24 protein-coding genes are annotated in these 18122 nt (G+C 67.5%); 17 read left to right on the top strand and 7 right to left on the bottom strand.

The genetic code is table 11. The annotated features are described in order from the left end of the window. Positions 1-28: 28 nt before the first annotated feature. The 5 genes from QSG27_RS00935 to QSG27_RS00915 form a co-directional block, all read right to left on the bottom strand. On the bottom strand, positions 29-478 hold the full coding sequence (locus QSG27_RS00935; protein ID WP_306703246.1) for a GNAT family N-acetyltransferase: 450 nt from the start codon (positions 476-478) through the stop codon (positions 29-31). Positions 479-486: 8 nt separating this feature from the next. After that, complete coding sequence (locus tag QSG27_RS00930) at positions 487-951, bottom strand: DUF488 domain-containing protein (RefSeq protein WP_306703245.1); 465 nt, start codon at positions 949-951, stop codon at positions 487-489. Beyond that, entirely contained in the window at positions 948-1367 is a 420-nt protein-coding gene (locus QSG27_RS00925) for a hypothetical protein (protein ID WP_306703244.1), read from the bottom strand. The genes QSG27_RS00930 and QSG27_RS00925 overlap by 4 nt, the downstream gene beginning before the upstream one ends. Positions 1368-1444: 77 nt before the next feature. Next, the gene (locus QSG27_RS00920) at positions 1445-1867 is read right to left on the bottom strand and encodes a hypothetical protein (RefSeq protein ID WP_306703243.1); all 423 of its coding nucleotides are present in this window, start codon (positions 1865-1867) and stop codon (positions 1445-1447) included. 120 nt (positions 1868-1987) lie between these two features. Then, entirely contained in the window at positions 1988-2500 is a 513-nt protein-coding gene (locus tag QSG27_RS00915) for a YciE/YciF ferroxidase family protein (protein WP_306703242.1), read from the bottom strand. A gap of 127 nt (positions 2501-2627) precedes the next feature. On the opposite strand from QSG27_RS00915, the gene QSG27_RS00910 reads away from it, so the two are divergent. Continuing rightward, the gene (locus QSG27_RS00910) at positions 2628-2858 is read left to right on the top strand and encodes a DUF6898 family protein (protein ID WP_306703241.1); all 231 of its coding nucleotides are present in this window, start codon (positions 2628-2630) and stop codon (positions 2856-2858) included. Between the two features lie 312 nt (positions 2859-3170). After that, complete coding sequence (locus tag QSG27_RS00905) at positions 3171-3482, top strand: hypothetical protein (protein WP_306703240.1); 312 nt, start codon at positions 3171-3173, stop codon at positions 3480-3482. Positions 3483-3597: 115 nt separating this feature from the next. Here QSG27_RS00905 and QSG27_RS00900 read toward each other — a convergent pair whose 3' ends face one another. Beyond that, positions 3598-4041 carry a MucR family transcriptional regulator gene (locus QSG27_RS00900; RefSeq protein WP_306703239.1) on the bottom strand — a complete coding sequence of 148 codons (444 nt, stop codon included), beginning with the start codon at positions 4039-4041 and terminating at the stop codon, positions 3598-3600. A 537-nt stretch (positions 4042-4578) separates the two neighbouring features. On the opposite strand from QSG27_RS00900, the gene rpiB reads away from it, so the two are divergent. The 11 genes from rpiB to QSG27_RS00845 all read left to right on the top strand — a co-directional run bounded on the left by rpiB (position 4579) and on the right by QSG27_RS00845 (position 14775). Further along, entirely contained in the window at positions 4579-5010 is a 432-nt protein-coding gene (rpiB, locus tag QSG27_RS00895; RefSeq protein ID WP_306703238.1) for a ribose 5-phosphate isomerase B, read from the top strand. A gap of 54 nt (positions 5011-5064) precedes the next feature. Next, positions 5065-6375, top strand: a complete 1311-nt coding sequence (gene glyA, locus QSG27_RS00890; RefSeq protein ID WP_306703237.1) for a serine hydroxymethyltransferase — start codon at positions 5065-5067, stop codon at positions 6373-6375. A 32-nt stretch (positions 6376-6407) separates the two neighbouring features. Then, on the top strand, positions 6408-6872 hold the full coding sequence (gene nrdR, locus QSG27_RS00885; RefSeq protein WP_149468857.1) for a transcriptional regulator NrdR: 465 nt from the start codon (positions 6408-6410) through the stop codon (positions 6870-6872). Between the two features lie 18 nt (positions 6873-6890). Further along, entirely contained in the window at positions 6891-8009 is a 1119-nt protein-coding gene (ribD, locus tag QSG27_RS00880) for a bifunctional diaminohydroxyphosphoribosylaminopyrimidine deaminase/5-amino-6-(5-phosphoribosylamino)uracil reductase RibD (protein WP_306703235.1), read from the top strand. 113 nt (positions 8010-8122) lie between these two features. Then, positions 8123-8725, top strand: coding sequence for a riboflavin synthase (locus QSG27_RS00875; RefSeq protein WP_306703234.1), 603 nt, complete (start codon positions 8123-8125; stop codon positions 8723-8725). Next, positions 8722-9846, top strand: coding sequence for a 3,4-dihydroxy-2-butanone-4-phosphate synthase (gene ribB, locus QSG27_RS00870; protein ID WP_306703233.1), 1125 nt, complete (start codon positions 8722-8724; stop codon positions 9844-9846). Before QSG27_RS00875 ends, ribB begins: the two co-directional genes overlap by 4 nt. A gap of 21 nt (positions 9847-9867) precedes the next feature. Continuing rightward, positions 9868-10332 (top strand): 6,7-dimethyl-8-ribityllumazine synthase, encoded by a 465-nt coding sequence (locus QSG27_RS00865; protein WP_306703232.1) that lies wholly within the window; start codon positions 9868-9870, stop codon positions 10330-10332. Between the two features lie 31 nt (positions 10333-10363). Continuing rightward, positions 10364-10936: a transcription antitermination factor NusB gene (gene nusB, locus QSG27_RS00860; protein WP_306703230.1), complete on the top strand. Its 573-nt coding sequence runs from the start codon at positions 10364-10366 to the stop codon at positions 10934-10936. Continuing rightward, positions 10887-11918 carry a thiamine-phosphate kinase gene (thiL, locus tag QSG27_RS00855; protein ID WP_407653166.1) on the top strand — a complete coding sequence of 344 codons (1032 nt, stop codon included), beginning with the start codon at positions 10887-10889 and terminating at the stop codon, positions 11916-11918. Before nusB ends, thiL begins: the two co-directional genes overlap by 50 nt. A gap of 89 nt (positions 11919-12007) precedes the next feature. Then, positions 12008-12466 carry a hypothetical protein gene (locus tag QSG27_RS00850; protein ID WP_306703228.1) on the top strand — a complete coding sequence of 153 codons (459 nt, stop codon included), beginning with the start codon at positions 12008-12010 and terminating at the stop codon, positions 12464-12466. Positions 12467-12672: 206 nt separating this feature from the next. Beyond that, positions 12673-14775: a sodium-translocating pyrophosphatase gene (locus QSG27_RS00845; RefSeq protein WP_306703227.1), complete on the top strand. Its 2103-nt coding sequence runs from the start codon at positions 12673-12675 to the stop codon at positions 14773-14775. A gap of 75 nt (positions 14776-14850) precedes the next feature. Here the strand turns inward: QSG27_RS00845 and QSG27_RS00840 are convergent, their stop codons facing one another. Then, positions 14851-15318 (bottom strand): outer membrane protein assembly factor BamE, encoded by a 468-nt coding sequence (locus tag QSG27_RS00840; RefSeq protein ID WP_306703226.1) that lies wholly within the window; start codon positions 15316-15318, stop codon positions 14851-14853. A 130-nt stretch (positions 15319-15448) separates the two neighbouring features. Between QSG27_RS00840 and QSG27_RS00835 the strand changes: the two genes are divergently transcribed. The 4 genes from QSG27_RS00835 to plsX all read left to right on the top strand — a co-directional run bounded on the left by QSG27_RS00835 (position 15449) and on the right by plsX (position 18121). Further along, complete coding sequence (locus QSG27_RS00835) at positions 15449-16000, top strand: ubiquinol-cytochrome C chaperone family protein (protein WP_306703225.1); 552 nt, start codon at positions 15449-15451, stop codon at positions 15998-16000. 119 nt (positions 16001-16119) lie between these two features. Beyond that, positions 16120-16728 (top strand): YceD family protein, encoded by a 609-nt coding sequence (locus tag QSG27_RS00830; RefSeq protein ID WP_306703224.1) that lies wholly within the window; start codon positions 16120-16122, stop codon positions 16726-16728. Between the two features lie 105 nt (positions 16729-16833). Continuing rightward, positions 16834-17019, top strand: coding sequence for a 50S ribosomal protein L32 (rpmF, locus tag QSG27_RS00825; protein ID WP_014240744.1), 186 nt, complete (start codon positions 16834-16836; stop codon positions 17017-17019). 49 nt (positions 17020-17068) lie between these two features. Next, positions 17069-18121 (top strand): phosphate acyltransferase PlsX, encoded by a 1053-nt coding sequence (gene plsX / locus QSG27_RS00820; protein WP_306703222.1) that lies wholly within the window; start codon positions 17069-17071, stop codon positions 18119-18121. Position 18122 lies beyond the last annotated feature (1 nt).

Genomic DNA, 18122 nt, shown 5'->3' with positions numbered 1-18122 from the left:
GGTGTCTGTGAGGTGACTCTTCTCCAGCCTATCGGCTCAGCCGCATGTCGATGTGGTCGATCCCGACATCGTCATAAATCTCGCTGACGCGGCGGAAGCCGAAGCCGCCGTAGAAAGTCTCCAGATAAAGCTGCGCGCTGATCTGCACGTCATGCTCCGGCCAGTCCCGGGCCAGCCGCTCCAGGCATTCGGCGACCAGCCGGCGGCCCAGCGCCTTGCCACGCCACGCCGGGGCGACGGCCAGCCGCCCGAAGGAGGTGGTGCCGGTCTCCGCGTCGGGGCCGAAGATACGGGCGTAGCCCACCGGAGCCGGCGCATCGCCGTCATGGAGCGCCAGATGCAGCGCCACGGGATCGCGCCCGTCCAGGTCGGGGAAGGGGGACGCCTGCTCGACCACCAGCACGCTCTGGCGGAGATGGAGCATGTCGTGAAAGGTGCCGGCGGACAGGTCGGCGAAGCGGTACCAGCGGAATTGCATGTCGGACCCTAGAAGGAGGGCTCGGCGGGAGCCAGATGCTCCACCGTGAAGCCGAAACGGCTGTGAAGAAGCGCGCCGACGCGGAGCCGGTGGCAGAGATGCGGCGACGCCTCGAAGCAGAGCAGGCAGGCCGGGCGTTCCCGCGCCAGGGCGGCGGCGCGGTTCAGGTCGTGCTCGGCCTCCGGCGTCTGCATCTTGTCCTCGACGATGGACCAGAAGCGGTCCAGGTCGCCCTGATGGGCGGCGACCCGGCCTTCCTTGGGTGTGCCCAGCCCCTTCAGGTGGACGTAGCCGATCCCCGCCTCCTCCAGCCCGGCGGACAGCGGCTTCTTGGAGAAGCCGGCGCGGCGGGACAGCGGCAGGTCGCGCACGTCCAGCAGGACCCCCACACCCCGCGCCTTCAGCGCGCGCAGGACGGAGTCGAAGGACGCGCCTTCGTAACCGATGGTGAAGAGGGGCGGGGCGGCGCTCATGACGCGGACGGAAGGGCGTTGCGGATCATGTATTCGCCGATGTCCTTCGGCTTCACCTTGATATCGGTCAGCGGCTCGTCGGCGGACATCGCCTTGGCGACCAGAAGGCTGTTCTGCACGTTGGTCAGCGTGATGCGGAAGACGCCGGAGGCTCCCTTCAGCTTCGGGTAATAGGTGGGGTCGATGACCTTTTCCTTGCGCATCAGCCGCTCGATCACCGTCTCCTCCTCAAGGTCCGGCACGTCCTGGCTGTGGATCAGGCGCCAGTCGCCCTCGCCCGCCCAGCCGGCCTCGATGGCGGCCTTCGCGGCGTCCTTGTCGGCGGCCACGCCCAGCTTGAAGATGTGTTTTCCCTGTCCGACGTCGGACGCCCATTTCGTCAGCGCGGCACTGCGCGCCACATAGACCACGGCCATTCTCGAATTTCCTCACCGGTCACGCGGCCATGCTGCCGCGAAGCGCCCGACGAGGCAACCGTCGGAAGACGGGAACGTCAGGGGAAGGAGGACTGGCGCGACAAGGGGGTGATGAGGATGCGGCTGACGACGTCCTTGCCGAACAGCTTTATGCTCTCCTCGTCGATCTTGCGGCGCAGGGCGGGCATGTTGGCGATGTTGCCGCGGACGATCCAGCCCTCCTCGATGCCCAGGTAAACCGCACGCAGGGCGGCGTCGTGAAGGCGCGGGATGGCGAGCTGGACCTCACCCAGGCGGGTGGCGTTCGCCACCTCCAGCATCACCTCGATCTGGGTGTAGCGCTCCACCTGCCCGCGGGTGACGATGGGGACCATCACCGGCTTGATGCGGACCGAGGGCGGCAGGGCCGCCGGCCCCTCCGCCGCTCGGACCGCCTTGCCTGGGACGGCAGCGGCGGCGGCGATCAAAAGGGCGCCGAGGATGGTTGCGACCCTGCGCATGGGCGGGCACCGGAAAAATCGATTGGATGGTGCCGATAGTAGGAGCTCGCCCGCCTGCGTTCAATGGCCCCCGCTGTAACAAGAGACGCGGCCCGGCGTGCCGGTATCAGCGCGCCGGTATCAGGCCGCCTTTTGCCCGCCGGCCCGGATCGCCTTCTTGTTCACGTCGTTGATGGCCAGCGTGTTCAGCTTGCGGTCGGTTTCCTTCTCCTCGTTCAGGGTCTGCTCCAGCAACTGCGCCACCTTGGTCAGCCCGCAGGCGGTGGCATAGGCGTGGACGGTGCCGTAGCTGGCGATCTCGTAATGTTCGACCTTTTGGGCGGCGGCGATCAGGGCCGCGTCCTGGACCTCCGGGGCGAGGCCCATTTCCATGATCTCGCGGGCCTCGCTGATCAGCCCCTCCATCGCGTCGCAATGCTTGCCGCGGGTCCGGGTGTCCAACTCCTCGAAGACCTGCTCCAGCCGCTCCACCTGACCGCGGGTTTCTTCCAGATGGGTTTCGAAGGCGGCGCGGAGCTGTTCGGAATGGGCGGCCTTGGCCAGTTTCGGCAGAGCCTTGGTGAGCTGCCTTTCGGCATGGTAGATGTCGCGGAGTTCCTCGATCAGCAAATCCTGCATGGTCTTGGCTGCCATGGTGCCGGTACTCCCTTGCTGAATTCATCGTCCGCCAACAACAGGACGTAGCAGGCGGGGTTCCGGTGTGGTTGCGCTGTGCTAAGGTGGTGTCCGGTCCGGCGCAGGCCGGCGATGGAGAAAAGCAATGGTTGGCAATCGGGCGCCTGGAAAAGGCCAGACGGCTGGAAACGGCGTTGGCGAGGTGCTGTTCGAGTTTCAGCGGGTCGGCAGCTATCTGAAGGTGATGGCCATAGACCCGGTCACCGCGACGGAGGTCTCGGTCGTCGGGCCGGCCACCGGCAGCCTGGAACTGCTGAAACGGACCGCGATCAGCAAGCTTCAATTCGTGATGAAGCGCGATGCCGCCAAACGCTGAACCGGTCCCACGAGTACAGACGCCAAGAAGCGCGCCCTCCCGGCGGGGCGGGGGGCGCGCCTAGTCTTGGCTTCTGCTGATGGTGAGCACTGACATCCCGGAACCGGACCTGCGGGACCGGTCCTGGGGCGAACTGCTCGCGTCCGACTCTAGACCTATGCCGCGCCATGGGCACTGGTGCATCGGATGTAACGCCTGTAGAAACCGTTCCACGAACGAACGGACCGCAGCGCTTTCCGGATGCGGCGGTCCTGACCGAATGCGGAGGGAGACGATCGCATGCGTTGCGCGACGGTCTTGCGGAGAATGCCCGTGCTGTTGAGAAGGACCCTGACCCCGGCGTCCACGCTGCTGGTGCTGGCCGCGGCGCTGCAAAGCCCGGCGGTGCGGGCGGAGACGACCATCATCTGCACGAAGCCGGGCGTTCCGCTTTGCATGAGCGACACCACCACCTTCGTCAGCGCGGACAAGATGGGCGCCTGCCAGTTCGAGGTGAAGGAGTATGTGGACAAGACGATGGACTATCTGCGCTGCCTGAACGAGGAGAACACCAGCACAGGGCAGGAGCTGACCCGCAATGTGGAACGATTCAACTGTCGCCTGTCCGGCCGCAACTGCGGGTGATGCCCGCGGCTGACCGCGGCGGAACCTGCGGCAGCCGAGTTGGAGGCTGAAACAAATCAGGGCCGGTCTCCCTCGCGGGGAGCCGGCCCTGTTTCGTTCAGGACAGTGCTGGCGTTCAGCTGGCCTTGCGGCGGGTCTGGCGACCGGAGCTGCGGCCAAGGCCGATTCGCTTCGCGAATTCGGACCGCTGGGCGGCGTAGTTCGGCGCGACCATCGGATAGTCGGGCGGCAGGCCCCAGCGCGCCCGGTATTCGTCCGGCGACATGTTGTAGGTGGAGCGCAGGTGGCGCTTCAGCATCTTCAGCTTCTTGCCGTCTTCCAGGCACACGATGTATTCGGGCGTCACCGACTTGCGGATCGGCACGGCGGGCTTCAGCGGCTCGGAAGGGATTTCGCGGGGCTGCGTGTTCAGCCCGGTCAGCGACGAGTAGACCGTGTTGATCACCTCGGGAATCTGCTGCGCCGGCAGAACGTTCTTGCTGACATATGCGGAGACGATGTCCGCGGTCATCCGCAGAAGCTCGTTATCGGGCACATCGGCGCGAAGCTGGTCACTCATTGCCATTAGTCCTGATTTTTCATTTTGTCCCTAGCAACCAAGTTGCACAGCGTGATTTGGGTGTCAATATAATTTCGAGAGGAGCGAATTAAGTTATTTACGGTCTGCATGACGTTACAAGGCGCGGCAAATCAGATGATCCAGGAAATGGCCGGGCTGCGGCTGCACTGCCCCGGCTTTAGGCAACGTCTAGTGCGGGGAAGCTAGGCAAGACCATGGGAATCGGACACCGTAACTGACCGATTCGTAATGCGACACCGAATCGGTCGGCCTGCTTATTGGCCCTTAACGTCAACGATGGCGGGAAATAGAGAAACATTTGTTCTCGGCACGCATGGCCGACCGGTCCGGCGCCCGTGCCGCGGTGCCCCGTTGCCCCCTGTGGGGTCCTGTGCCGGGCGCAAAGCCCCCGCGCGTTGTGTCCTTCTGGCGGTTCGGGGCGATATCTGGTAGCTTGCGCGCCATGCCGCCGTCCCCGCCGGGTGTCTCCCTTCCGGGGCCGGCGCCATTCGTATTCGTGCACGGAGTTTTTCTTTCATGACGACCATCGCGATCGCGTCCGATCACGCGGGATACGAGATGAAGGCCCAGATCGCCTCCTGGCTGGCCGGCAACGGCTACGAGGTGCTGGACCTCGGCTGCAACGGTCCGGACTCGGTGGACTATCCGGACTTCGCCGCGGCGCTGGCCGCCGCCGTCAACGGGAAGCGGGCGGAGCGCGGCGTCTTGATCTGCGGCAGCGGCATCGGTATCAGCATCGCGGCGAACCGCCATCCGGGCATCCGTGCGGCCCTGGTGCACGACGTGACGACCGCCCGCCTCGCGCGCCAGCACAACGACGCGAACGTGGTGGCGCTCGGCGCCCGCATCATCGGCGCGGAGATCGCGAAGGATTGCGTGGACGCCTTCCTGACGACCGATTTCGAAGGCGGTGAGCGGCACAGCCGGCGAATCGCCAAGATGGGATGAGACGGCCCTTCACCCGGCCTGCGACTGCTTATTGAACCCAAGGACCTGCCCGCCATGACCGTGACCAACGCCGACCCCCGCGCCGAGATCGGCCGTTTCTTCGCCGCCTCGCTCGCCGAGACCGATCCCGAACTGGCCCGCGCGGTGCGCGACGAGCTGGTCCGCCAGCAGGAGCAGATCGAGTTGATCGCGTCCGAGAACATCGTCTCGCAGGCGGTGCTGGAGGCCCAGGGCTCGGTCATGACCAACAAGTACGCCGAGGGCTATCCGGGCAAGCGCTACTACGGCGGCTGCGAGTATGTGGACGTGGCCGAGACGCTGGCGATCGAGCGCGCCTGCAAGCTGTTCGGCTGCAACTTCGCCAATGTCCAGCCGAATTCCGGCTCGCAGGCCAACCAGGCGGTCAACCTCGCCCTGCTCCAGCCGGGCGACACCATCCTCGGCATGTCGCTGGCGGCGGGCGGCCACCTGACCCATGGCGCGGCCCCGAACCTGTCGGGCAAGTGGTTCAAGGCTGTGCAGTACGGCGTGCGCCGCGACGACCATCTGATCGACTTCGACGAGGTCGAGCGTCTGGCCCGCGAGCACAAGCCGAAGCTGATCATCGCCGGCGGCTCGGCCTATCCGCGCGTCCTCGACTACCAGCGCTTCCGCGCCATCGCGGACGAGGTCGGCGCGTACTTCATGGTGGACATCGCCCATTACGCCGGCCTGATCGCCGGCGGCGTCTACCCGAACCCGTTCCCCTACGCCGACGTGGTCACCACCACCACCCACAAGACGCTGCGCGGCCCGCGCGGCGGCATGGTGCTGACCAACAGCGAGGAGATCGCCAAGAAGATCAACTCGGCGGTCTTCCCCGGCCTGCAGGGCGGCCCGCTGATGCACGTCATCGCCGCCAAGGCGGTGGCCTTCGCCGAGGCGCTGCGTCCGGAGTTCAAGACCTACGCCAAGAGCGTGCTGGACAACGCCCGCGCCCTGTCGAAGGTGCTGATCGAAGGCGGTCTGGACATCGTGTCCGGCGGCACCGACAGCCACATCGTCCTGGTCGATCTGCGCCCGAAGAACCTGACCGGCAAGGCCGCCGAGGCGAGCCTGGAGCACGCCGGCATGACCTGCAACAAGAACGGCGTCCCCTTCGACCCGCAGAAGCCGATGGTCACCTCCGGCGTCCGCCTGGGCAGCCCGGCGGCGACGACCCGCGGTTTCGGCGTCGCCGAGTTCGAGCAGGTCGGCCGCCTGATCGTCGAGACGCTGGACGGGCTGGCCGCCAGCAACTCCGGCGACAACGCGGCGGTCGAGGCGAAGGTGCGGGAGGAGGTGCGCGATCTGTGCCGCCGCTTCCCCATCTACCCGACGCTGTAATCATCAAGACCGACTAGGGGGATAGGCCGGACATGCGCTGCCCGTTCTGCGGACACGAGGACACCCAGGTCAAGGACTCGCGACCGACCGAGGACAACTCGGCGATCCGCAGGCGGCGGTTCTGCCCCAGTTGCAGCGCGCGCTTCACCACCTTCGAGCGCGTCCAGCTCCGGGAGCTGACGGTGGTGAAGAGCAGCGGCCAGCGGGAGCCTTTCGACCGCGAAAAGCTCCTGCGCTCCATGCGCATCGCCCTGCGCAAGCGCCCGATCGACGCCGACCGCATCGACCGGGTGGTGAACAGCCTGGTGCGCCAGCTGGAGTCTTCCGGCGAGAGCGAGATCCCGTCGAAGCAGATCGGCGAGATGATCATGGTGGCGCTCCAGACGCTCGATCAGGTCGCCTACATCCGCTACGCCTCGGTCTACAAGGATTTCCGCGAGGCGTCGGACTTCAACGAGTTCGTCGAGCAGCTCGCCCCCGAACCCCAGAACGGGTGAGGAAGGCGGGCGGCGCCCATGGCGAACCAAGCCTTTCATCCCGACGATCTTCGCCACATGCGCGCCGCGCTGGCTCTGGCCGCGCGGGGGCTCGGCAACACTTGGCCGAACCCGGCGGTGGGCTGCGTCATCGTGCGTGACGGGGCCGTGGTCGGGCGGGGCTGGACCCAGCCGGGCGGGCGTCCCCACGCCGAGACGGAGGCCCTGGCCCGCGCCGGCGGCGCGGCGCGCGGGGCGACCGCCTATGTGACTCTGGAGCCCTGCAATCACTACGGGAAGACGCCGCCCTGCGCGCTGGCTCTGGTCGAGGCCGGGGTGGCGCGTGTGGTGGTCGCCTGCGGCGATCCCGACCCGCGGGTGGCCGGCGGCGGGCTTGAGCGCCTGCGCGCCGCCGGGATCGCGGTGGAGACGGGCGTCTGCGAGGATGACGCCTGGACGCTCAACGAGGGCTTCTTCCGGCGCATCCAGGACGAACGTCCACTCTATACACTGAAAGCCGCCACGACGCTGGACGGGCGCATCGCCACCCACACCGGCCAGTCGCAATGGATCACCGGGCCGACCGCGCGGGCCTGGGGTCACCGGCTGCGCGCCACCCACGACGCGATCATGATCGGCATCCGCACCGCGCTGGCCGACGATCCGGAACTCACCTGCCGCCTGCCGGGGCTGGGCCACCGCTCGCCCGTGCGCATCGTGGTGGACAGCCGTCTGCGCCTGCCGTTGACCGGGAAGCTGGCCGCGAGCGCGCGGAGCGTACCGACCTGGGTCATCGCCCGCGAGGACGCCGACCCCGGCCGTTTGGCCGTCTTCCAGGACTGCGGAATTGATGTGATCCGCGTTCGTGCCGACTCCGCCGGGCTGCCGGATCTGGCCGAGGCGAGCGTTGCGCTGACCCGCCGCGGGCTGACCCGCGTGCTGGTGGAGGGCGGGGCCACGCTGGCGGCCTCGCTGCTGCGGGCGGATCTGGTGGACCGGCTGGAGTGGTTTCGCGCCGCCTCCGTCATGGGCGGCGACGGGCTGCCGGCGGTCCATGCCTTCGGCGTGGACGGGCTGGAGCGCATGGCGCTGTTCCGCCGGACCGAATTGCGCTTGGCCGGCGACGATCTGGCGGAAAGCTACGTCCGCCGCGGTTGAGCGGGCAGGAGGCCCGCCATCTCCGGCACCGTGCCGGGCGCAACAGTCCGTTGCGTGCCGCGCCGTGCGGATGAATCTTTCACACGATTGAAAACCTGCTAAATTGCCGGCCCATGTTCACCGGAATCATCACCGATGTTGGGCGCGTTCGGGCCGTGGAACGGCAGGGCGACACCCGGTTCACCGTCGAGACCGCCTTCGATACGGAGACGGTTCCCATCGGCGCGTCCATTGCCAACAACGGCGTCTGCCTGACGGTCGTCGAGAAGGGTGTTCTCGATAACGGGCTGGGCTGGTTCGCCGTCCAGGCCTCCGCCGAGACCCTGTCGAAGACGACCCTGGGCGGCTGGGCGGAAGGCACGCGCGTCAACCTGGAGCGCGCGCTGAAGGTCGGCGACGAGCTGGGCGGGCACATCGTGTCCGGCCATGTCGACGGCGTCGCCTCCGTCGTGGACGTCCGTCCCGACGGCGAGTCGAAGCGCTTCACCTTCGAGGCTCCGGCCACCCTGGCGAAGTACGTCGCCTCGAAGGGCTCGGTGGCGCTGGACGGCGTGTCGCTGACGGTGAACGAGGTCGATGGCGCGCGCTTCGGCGTGAACATCATCCCGCACACCCAGGACGCCACCACCTTCGGCACGCTGAAGGCCGGGGACCGGGTCAACCTGGAAATCGATATGCTCGCGCGGTACGTGGCGCGGCTGGCAGGGCAGGAATGACGTCCGAGTTTCACGATTATCTGTCGCGCCCCGAGGAGATCCTCGAAGAGGCGCGCCAGGGCAGGATGTTCATCCTCGTCGACGACGAGGACCGCGAGAACGAAGGCGATCTGGTCATCCCGGCCCAGTGCGCGACGCCCGAGGCCGTGAATTTCATGGCGAAGTACGGGCGCGGCCTGATCTGCCTCGCCATGGACCAGAACCACATCGAGCGGCTGCGGCTGCCGCTGATGGCGCAGCAGAACGGCACCCGCCACCAGACCGCCTTCACCGTCTCCATCGAGGCGCGCGAGGGCGTGACGACCGGCATCTCCGCCGCCGACCGCGCCCGCACCATCCAGGTCGCCATCGACCCGAAGGCCGGGCCGGACGCCATCGTGACTCCGGGCCACGTCTTCCCGCTGCTCGCCCGTGACGGCGGCGTGCTGGTCCGCGCCGGCCACACGGAAGCCTCGGTGGACATCGCCCGCATGGCCGGCATGACCCCGGCGGGCGTGATCTGCGAGATCATGAACGACGACGGCACCATGGCCCGCCTGCCGGATCTGGTGAAGTTCGCGCAGTTCCACGGGCTGAAGGTGGGCACCATCGCCGACCTGATCGCCTACCGCCGCCGCACCGAGACGATCGTCGAACAGAAGCTGGCGGCGACGCTGGACAGCCGCTTCGGCGGGCGTTTCCAGATGTACGTCTACGTCAACAAGGTGGCCTACGCGGAGCACATCGCGCTGGTGCGCGGCGACATCTCCGGCGACGAGCCGGTGCTGGTGCGCATGCACGCCCTGTCGGTGCTGGACGACGTGCTGGGCGACCGGAGCGCGGCGCGCGACGGCGAGCTTCAGGCCTCCATGGAGATGATCGCGCGCGAGGGCCGCGGCGTCATCGTCCTGCTGCGCGAGCCGATGGCGAACAGCCTGACGGAATCGGTGAAGGCGCGGCTGGAAGGCCACGACAACCCGTCTCCCGCGCTGCGGGATTATGGCGTGGGTGCGCAGATCCTGCTGGACCTGGGCGTGCGCGACATGGTTCTGCTGTCGAACCGCAAGAAGTCCATCATCGGGCTGGAGGGGTACGGCCTGACCGTACTCGGCCACCGCCCGATTCCCCTGCAAGACCAGTAACCGCCAGCCGAGCGACCCGAGATGACCGAAAAGCCCCATCTGATGATCGTGGAAGCCCGCTTCTACGAGGACATCGCCGACGAGCTGGTGAAAGGCGCCATCGCCGAAATCGAGAAGGACGGCGCCACCTACCAGCGCGTCTCGGTGCCGGGGTGCCTGGAGATTCCGGCGGCGATCCTGTACGCCCTGCGTTCCATGGATTTCTTCACGGCGCGCAAGCGCTTCGACGGCTATGTCGGGCTGGGCTGCGTGATCCGCGGCGAGACCACCCATTACGACATCGTCTGCAACGAGAGCGCCCGCGGTCTGCAGGACCTCGCGCTGCGCTACGCGCTGGCCATCGGCAACGGTGTCCTGACGGTGGAGAACCGCGATCAGGCTTGGGCGCGGGCCTCCGTCGCGGCCAAGAACAAGGGCGGCTTCGCGGCGCGGGCCTGCCTTGACATGATCGAACTCAAGCGCCAATTCCGCCTCTATCCGCGGTAACCCCGCGGCAATTCCTGACAGTATGAGCATCATGAGCAACGACGACGCGGCTGGCCGCGCGAAACAGAAGCGCGGCTCCCGGAACCGGACGGGTGGCGGATCGGCCAAGGCCCGGCGCAAGGCCGCGCGCCTTGCCGCCGTTCAGGCCCTGTACCAGATCGACCTGAACCAGATCGAACCGACCGGCATCGCCGTGGAATCCGTGATCGGGGAGTTCATCAACCACCGGTTCGGCGAGGAGATCGACGGGGCGAAGTTCGTCGCCGCCGACCCGCAGCTCTTCGCCGACATCGTGCGCGGCGCCGCGCACCGCCGGGCGGACGTGGACGGCATGCTGGCTGCCGCGCTGGAGCCGCGCTACGCGCTGGACCGGCTGGAATTGCTGATGCGCGCCATCCTGCGGGCCGGCGCCTACGAGCTGTTCGTGCACAACGACACGCACCCGCGCATCCTCATCAGCGAGTATGTGGATGTGGCCCATGCCTTCTTCGCGGCGCGGGAGCCGGGGATGGTGAACGGCGTGCTCGACCATGTCGCCCGCGCGCTGCGGCCGGATGAACTGGCCCAGCCGGACTCCAGCCGTGACCCATCCAAAGACCGGTAAGGCGCTCGGCGAGTTCGGGCGGATCGACCGCTACTTCAAACCGCTGGCGTCCGGCTTTCCGGGCGCCCGCGGGCTGGCCGACGACGCCGCCGTGTTCGGCGTCCCGCCGGACCGGGAACTGGTCGTCACCACGGACGCCATGGTCGCCGGCGTCCATTTCTTCCCCGACGACTCGCCCGGCGACATCGCCGCGAAGCTGCTGCGCACCAACCTGTCGGACCTCGCCGCCATGGGAGCGGCTCCCTATGCCTACACGCTGGTCACCGCCCTGCCGAAATCGGTGGGGGAGGACTGGCTCGCCGGCTTCGCCGCCGGTCTGGGAGAGGACCAGGCTCGGTTCGGGATCGCCCTGGCGGGGGGCGACTCGGTCTCCACCGCTGGCCCGATCACCCTGTCGGTGACTGCCTTCGGTTTGGTGCCGAAGGGCGGCGCGGTGCCGCGCTGGGGCGGGCGGCCCGGGGACCGGGTCTTCGTCACCGGCACCGTCGGCGACGCGGCGCTCGGCCTTCAGATCGCCTTCGGAAAGTTGGAAGTGGCCGACGACTCGGCGCGCGCCGCGTTGCTGCGGCGCCTGCGGCGGCCCGATCCGCGGACCACGTTGGGGCCGCGTCTGGTCGGGCTGGCGACCGCGTGCCTGGACGTGTCGGACGGTCTGATCGCCGATCTCGGCCATCTCTGCGAGGAATCGGGCTGCGCCGCGGCTGTGGAGTCGGGCCGCGTGCCATTGTCGTGCGCCGCGCGGGCGGTGATCGGGACCGATCCGGCCCGCTTCGCCCTGGCCCTGACCGGCGGCGACGATTACGAGCTGCTGTTCACGGCTCCGGAGGACGCCGCCCCGGCGCTCGCCGGCTTGTCGGCGGAAACGGGCGTGCCGGTGACCGCCATCGGGCGTCTGGTGGACGGTCCCGCGGGCAACGTCACGGCAACCGACCCGCAAGGGCGGGCGCTGGACCTGCCGACTCGCGGCTGGGACCATTTCTAAGGGCGTCTCCGCTCCCCGACTCCGCTTAACGCAATCGAAAGCAGGCCGGCGTTAGGCTCGATCCGTTCCGTTTCCGGGAAAGGGTGGGCGTGGTCAAGGCCGTCATATTGCTGGTTCTGGGCCTGCTGCTGATCGGTGGCGCAGGCTTCGGCGGCTGGATGATCTACAACAAGTATTTCGTCGAGCACGAGGAATCGGCCCCGAAGAAGGAGGAGCCCCCGCCCAAGCCGCCCACCGGCTTCGTCCGCATGGCCCCGCTGGTCGTCCCCGCCATCGGCGCGCAGAAGGTGGAGCAGTTCGTGACCGTCGTCGTCACGCTGGAGGTGGTTCTCGACAAGGTGCCGCTGGTGCAGTCCCGCCAGCCCCTGGTCTTCGACAAGTTGCTGACCACGCTGTACGGGGCCGTCGACGACCGGTCGATCATGAGTGGTAATCTGGTCAACATCATTGCCGTAAAAGAAAAACTGACCGCCGCCGCCGCGAAAGTCGTAGGTGAGGGCGTGGTGCAAAATGTTCTCGTTCAAGTGGTTACGCAGCGCAACCTGTAACCCCGCCGAACAGAACCTATCCGAAAGTCAGTAGCGCCTCGGCCAATTCGCCGCGCCAATTCGGGCGTGGCGGCTGTTGCATTGCGCCTGCCGGTTCGGCATCCTTTTCATGAACAACTCGCCCGTCATCCACCTTCTTTTGCACGGGTCGTTCTCACGACAAAGGCGGTAATCGGGCCCGATACCATAAAAATTTGGGGGAACCGATGGCAGCAGCGTTCGTCATCATCATCGCCAGCGGCCTGTTGGCCTTGGCGTACGGGTATTACGCGGGCAGACAAGTCATGGCGGCCTCCGCCGGAACCGACCGCATGCAGGAGATCGCAGCGGCCGTGCAGGAGGGCGCCCGAGCCTACCTGAACCGCCAATACACCACCATCGCCATCGCGGGCGTGGTCCTTCTCATCATCCTCGGCGCGTTCCTCGGCCTGCATGTGGCCATCGGCTTCCTGATCGGGTCGGTCCTGTCGGGCGCCGCCGGCTATATCGGGATGAACGTGTCGGTGCGCGCCAACGTGCGCACGGCCCAGGCGGCGACCCTGGGGTTGGCCCCGGCGCTGGACATCGCCTTCAAGGCGGGGGCGATCACCGGCATGCTGGTGGTCGGGCTGGGCCTGCTGGGGGTGGGCGTCTATTACGGTATCCTGACGATGGTCTACCGCGTGACCGACCCGGTGGAGGTCCGCGCCGTGCTGGAGGCGCTGGTGGCGCTCAGCTTCGGCGCCTCGCTGATTTCCATCTTCGCGCGTCTGGGCGGAGGCATCTTCACCAAGGGGGCCGACGTCGGCGCCGATCTGGTGGGCAAGGTGGAGGCCGGCATCCCGGAGGACGACCCCCGCAATCCCGCGGTCATCGCCGACAATGTGGGCGACAACGTCGGCGACTGCGCCGGTATGGCCGCCGACCTGTTCGAGACCTACGCCGTCACCATCGTCGCCACCATGTTGCTGGCGGCGATTTTCTTTTCGGGGGAGGTGATCCGCCTGCTGCTGGTCTATCCGCTGGTCATCGGCGCGGTCTGCATCGCCGCCTCGGTCGCCGGCACCTTCTTCGTGAAGCTGGGCAGCAACAACAACATCATGGCCGCCCTCTACAAGGGCCTGGCCGCCACCGCGGGCATCTCGCTGGTGCTGATCCTGATCGTGACGGCGATCATGTTCGGCTTCACCCGGCCCATCGCGTTGAACGGCGGCGGTTACGTGACCGGCGGCAACCTGTTCGTGTCGTCCCTGGTCGGGCTGGGCGTGACCGGCCTGCTGGTGTGGATCACCGAATATTACACCTCCACCGCTTTCCGCCCGGTGCGCAGCGTCGCCCGCTCGTCGGAGACGGGGCACGGCACCAACGTGATCCAGGGTCTGGCCGTGTCGATGGAGGCGACGGCGCTTCCGGTCCTGGTCATCTGCGTCGGCATCATCATCGCCTATGGGCAGGCCGGCATCTTCGGAATCGGCATCGCTGCGACCACGATGCTTGCGTTGGCCGGCATGGTGGTGGCTCTGGACGCCTACGGCCCGGTGACCGACAACGCGGGCGGCATCGCGGAAATGTCCGACATGCCGAAGGACATCCGCGTGACGACCGACGCGCTGGACGCCGTCGGCAACACCACCAAGGCGGTGACCAAGGGCTACGCCATCGGCTCCGCCGGTCTGGCGGCACTGGTGCTGTTCGCCGCCTATGTGCAGGATCTGAAACACTATTTCCCGAACGTGAAGGTCGAGTTCCGGCTGGACGATCCCTATGTGGTCGTCGGGCTGCTGATCGGCGGGCTGCTGCCCTACCTGTTCGGGGCCATGGGCATGACGGCGGTCGGGCGCGCCGCGGGATCGGTGGTGGTGGAGGTACGCCGCCAGTTCCGCGAGATCAGCGGCATCATGGAGGGCACCGCGAAGCCGGACTATGGCCGCGCCGTGGACATGCTGACCCGCGCCGCGATCAAGGAGATGGTGATCCCGTCGCTGCTGCCGGTTCTGGCGCCGGTCGTGCTGTATGTGGTCATCGCCGCCATCGCCGGTCAGGCCCAGGCCTTCGCCGCGCTGGGCGCCATGCTGCTGGGCACCATCGTGACGGGGATCTTCGTCGCCATCTCCATGACGTCCGGCGGCGGCGCCTGGGACAACGCCAAGAAGTTCATCGAGGAGGGGAACCACGGCGGCAAGGGCTCCGACGCGCACAAGGCGGCAGTGACCGGCGACACCGTCGGCGACCCGTACAAGGACACCGCCGGCCCGGCGGTCAACCCGATGATCAAGATCACCAACATCGTGGCGATCCTGCTTCTGGCGATCCTCGCGCAGATCGGCTGATCCCGCGTCGGTTCGGCACCAAAAGAAAAGCCCCGCGGAAGCGGGGCTTTTTCTGTTTCCGGAAGGCCGGTGGCGTCAGCGGCCCGGGCCTCGGCCCCGCGCGTCCTTGGCGGAGAAGCGCCCGACGTTGCCGAGCATCTGTTCCAGGAAGCTCAATTCGCGCCCGGCGGTGGGGGTGCTGCGGTCGACCATCTCGACCTGCTGGCCGTCGCTGGCATCGAGCTGCTTCATCTCCCGCACCACGCCGGCGTCGTCGAAATGAACGACGACCACGCGGCGCTCCATCACGCTCGGCTGGAAGAAGGCGACCTTCTCCGTCTTCTGGCCGATGTAGTACCAGACGTTCTGGTCGAAGGTTCCCACGGAGGTCGGCGTGCCGAGGATGTCCGCCACATCCTCCCGCCGCGACTGGCCGGCCTTGATCTCGGCAATGCGGTCGGGGTCCGCCATGTTGCCGCGGGTCGCCACGGTGGGCGAGCACGCGGAGACGGCGAGACCCAGAAAGGCGAAGGCGCACAGCGCCGAAGGAATCGATCTCGTCATGGTGCTCAGGCTATGATGGCGCGGGCGGCCCGCCGGACCCTTGCGGCAGGCCGGACTCCGCCCGCTAATGCCGGGACAATCGCACCGCGCGGTTTGTCCTGTCAACGAAACTCCGAGCGAGAGAGAAACCGTGCTCGACCGCCTGTTCCGGCGCCGGCGTGAGGCCCGCGCCATTGCCGAATTCTATCTCACGATCGTGGCGCAGGCCCGGTTGCCGGGCTTCTACCGTGATCTTGGCGTTCCCGACACGCTGGACGGGCGCTTCGACATGGTGGTGCTTCACGTCTTCCTGGTGATGCGGCGCCTGAAGGGGCAGGGGGCCGCCGCCGCGGACCGCTCGCGCCTGCTGTTCGAGGCGATGATCGACCATTTCGAGAAGTCGCTGATGGAGCAGGGGGTGGGCGACAGCGGAGTCGGGCGGCGCATCAAGACCATGGCCCGCGGCATCGCCGGCCGCATCGAGGTCTATGACCGCGCCCTGGCCGAGGATGGCGGGCAGGGGCTGGAGGTGGCGCTCGACAACAACATATACGGCACCGTGCCCGACGTGCCGCCGGAGCGGCTGGCCGTCATGGCGGCCTATGTCCGGCGCGAGGCCGCGGGCCTGGAGTCGCAGCCGCTGGAGTCGCTCCTGGCCGGGGAGGTCCGCTTCGGGCCGCCGCCCGCCGCGGAGTCGGACTGATCCCGCCGGATCGCGCCTCTTATCAATCGGACTTGCCTTTCCCGGCGTCCGGATTCATCTGACAATGAGCAAGGATGCGCCCGCAACAGAACGGGCGCTGTGACAAGGAATTGCCTGACATGCGCAACACGCCCCCGCTTTCCGCCGGTCCCGCGCCGGAATTCTCGCGCGTCGTCCGCGCCGACGCGGTCCATCGCGACGGCGAGCTGGTTGAGACCATCGAGGCGACGGAGGCCGAGCGCAAGGCCCTGGCCGACCGCTTCGAACTGGAGGGAATCGGGCGGCTGACCGCCACCGTCCGGCTGCGGTCCGTGCGCGGCGGCCAGATGGTGCGCGTCGAAGGGGAACTGGACGCCGACGTGGTGCAGACCTGCGTCGTCACCTTGGAACCGGTGCCCGCCCGGCTGTCCGACCGGTTCGGCGCCCTGTTCGCGCCGGAGTCGATGGTCCCCGGCGAGGAGGACGAGATCGAGATCGACCCGAACGTCGCCGAGGAGGACATTCCCGAGGCCATGACGAACGGGCGCATCGACATCGGCGAACTGACCGCCCAGCACCTGTCCCTGGCGCTCGATCCCTACCCGCACGCCGAAGGCATCGAGTTCAGCGGCTACAGCGAAGGCGAAGAGGAGGAGGAGGGGCCGGACGCCGCCGGTGACGATGCCGGCGCCGATCCGGAGAAGCCGAACCCGTTCGCCGTCCTGGAACGTCTGAAACGACAGAATTGAGGGCGGAACGGGCTTGCCCTTCGAGGGCAATTGCCGTATTGAATGCCGCTCGCGTCAGGCGGCCCCTCTTCGGGCCGCCTTTTACAATGAAGAGAGTTTACGGCCATGGCTGTTCCGAAGAAGAAGACCTCCAAGTCGCGCCGCAACATGCGTCGCTCGCACCACGCTCTCCCGACCTCGTCCTACGCCGAGTGCTCGAACTGCGGCGAGCTGAAGCGCCCGCACCATGTCTGCGGCTCCTGCGGTCATTACGACCAGCGCGAAGTGGTTCAGAGCGCTCCGGCGGCCTGATGGCGGTTTGGTTGGCCGCCCTACGTCCTAGCCAGGGAGCCTGTCCGCGGTGAGCCAGCGCCTGACCATTGCCCTTGATGCCATGGGCGGTGACAAAGGACCCGACATGGTGATCGCCGGGGCGGATATCGCCCGCGAGCGTCACCCGCAGGTCCATTACCTGCTGTTCGGGGACACCGCCCGCATCGAGCCGCTGCTCGCGCAGCGGCCCGCCTTGAAAGCGGTGGCCGAGGTGCGCCACACCCCGGACGCCGTGGCCGGCGACGCCAAGCCATCGGTCGCGCTGCGTGCCGGACGCCAGTCGAGCATGCGTCTCGCCATCGATGCGGTGGCGGGCGGGCAAGCCGCCTGCGTGGTGTCCGCCGGCAACACCGGCGCGCTCATGGCCATGGCCAAGTTCGTGCTGAAGACGATTCCGGGCATCGACCGTCCGGCCATCGCGTCCTTTTTCCCCACCTTGCGGGGGGAGAGCGTTATGCTCGACCTCGGCGCCAACACCGAATGCCAGCCCGAGAATCTCGTGCAGTTCGCCGTGATGGGCGCGGTCTTCGCGCGCACCGCGTTGAACCTGTCCGAGCCGACCATCGGCGTGCTGAACATCGGGTCGGAAGAGGTGAAGGGGAACGAGGTGGTCCGCGCCGCCGCGGGCCGTCTGCGCGAAATGCCGCTGCCGGGACGCTTCCATGGATTCGTCGAGGGCAACGACATCGCCACCGGCACGGTGGACGTGATCGTCACCGACGGCTTCACCGGCAACGTCGCCCTGAAGACCGCCGAAGGCACGGCGAAGCTCTTCACGGAGTTCCTGCGCCGGACGTTCCAGTCCTCCTGGACGGCGCGTCTCGGTTATCTGCTGGCCCGTGGGGCCTTCAAGCGGTTGAAGCAGCGCACCGATCCGCGCCGCTACAACGGCGCCATGTTCCTGGGCCTGCGCGGCGTCTGCGTGAAGAGCCACGGGGGCACCGACGCCATCGGGTTCGCCAACGCCATCGGTGTGGCCTACAATCTGGCGGCAAACGGTTTCAACGACCGAATCAAGGAAGAGATGCAGCGTCTGGGCGACGCCAAGCCTCTTCCCGACACGAAGGCGGCGGCGGTCTAGC

This window comes from Azospirillum isscasi, assembly GCF_030849505.1.
In the GTDB taxonomy this organism is placed as follows: Bacteria; Pseudomonadota; Alphaproteobacteria; order Azospirillales; family Azospirillaceae; genus Azospirillum; species Azospirillum isscasi.
Note: the sequence above shows the minus strand (reverse complement) of the source record. Positions and strands in the feature narration are given on the sequence as shown.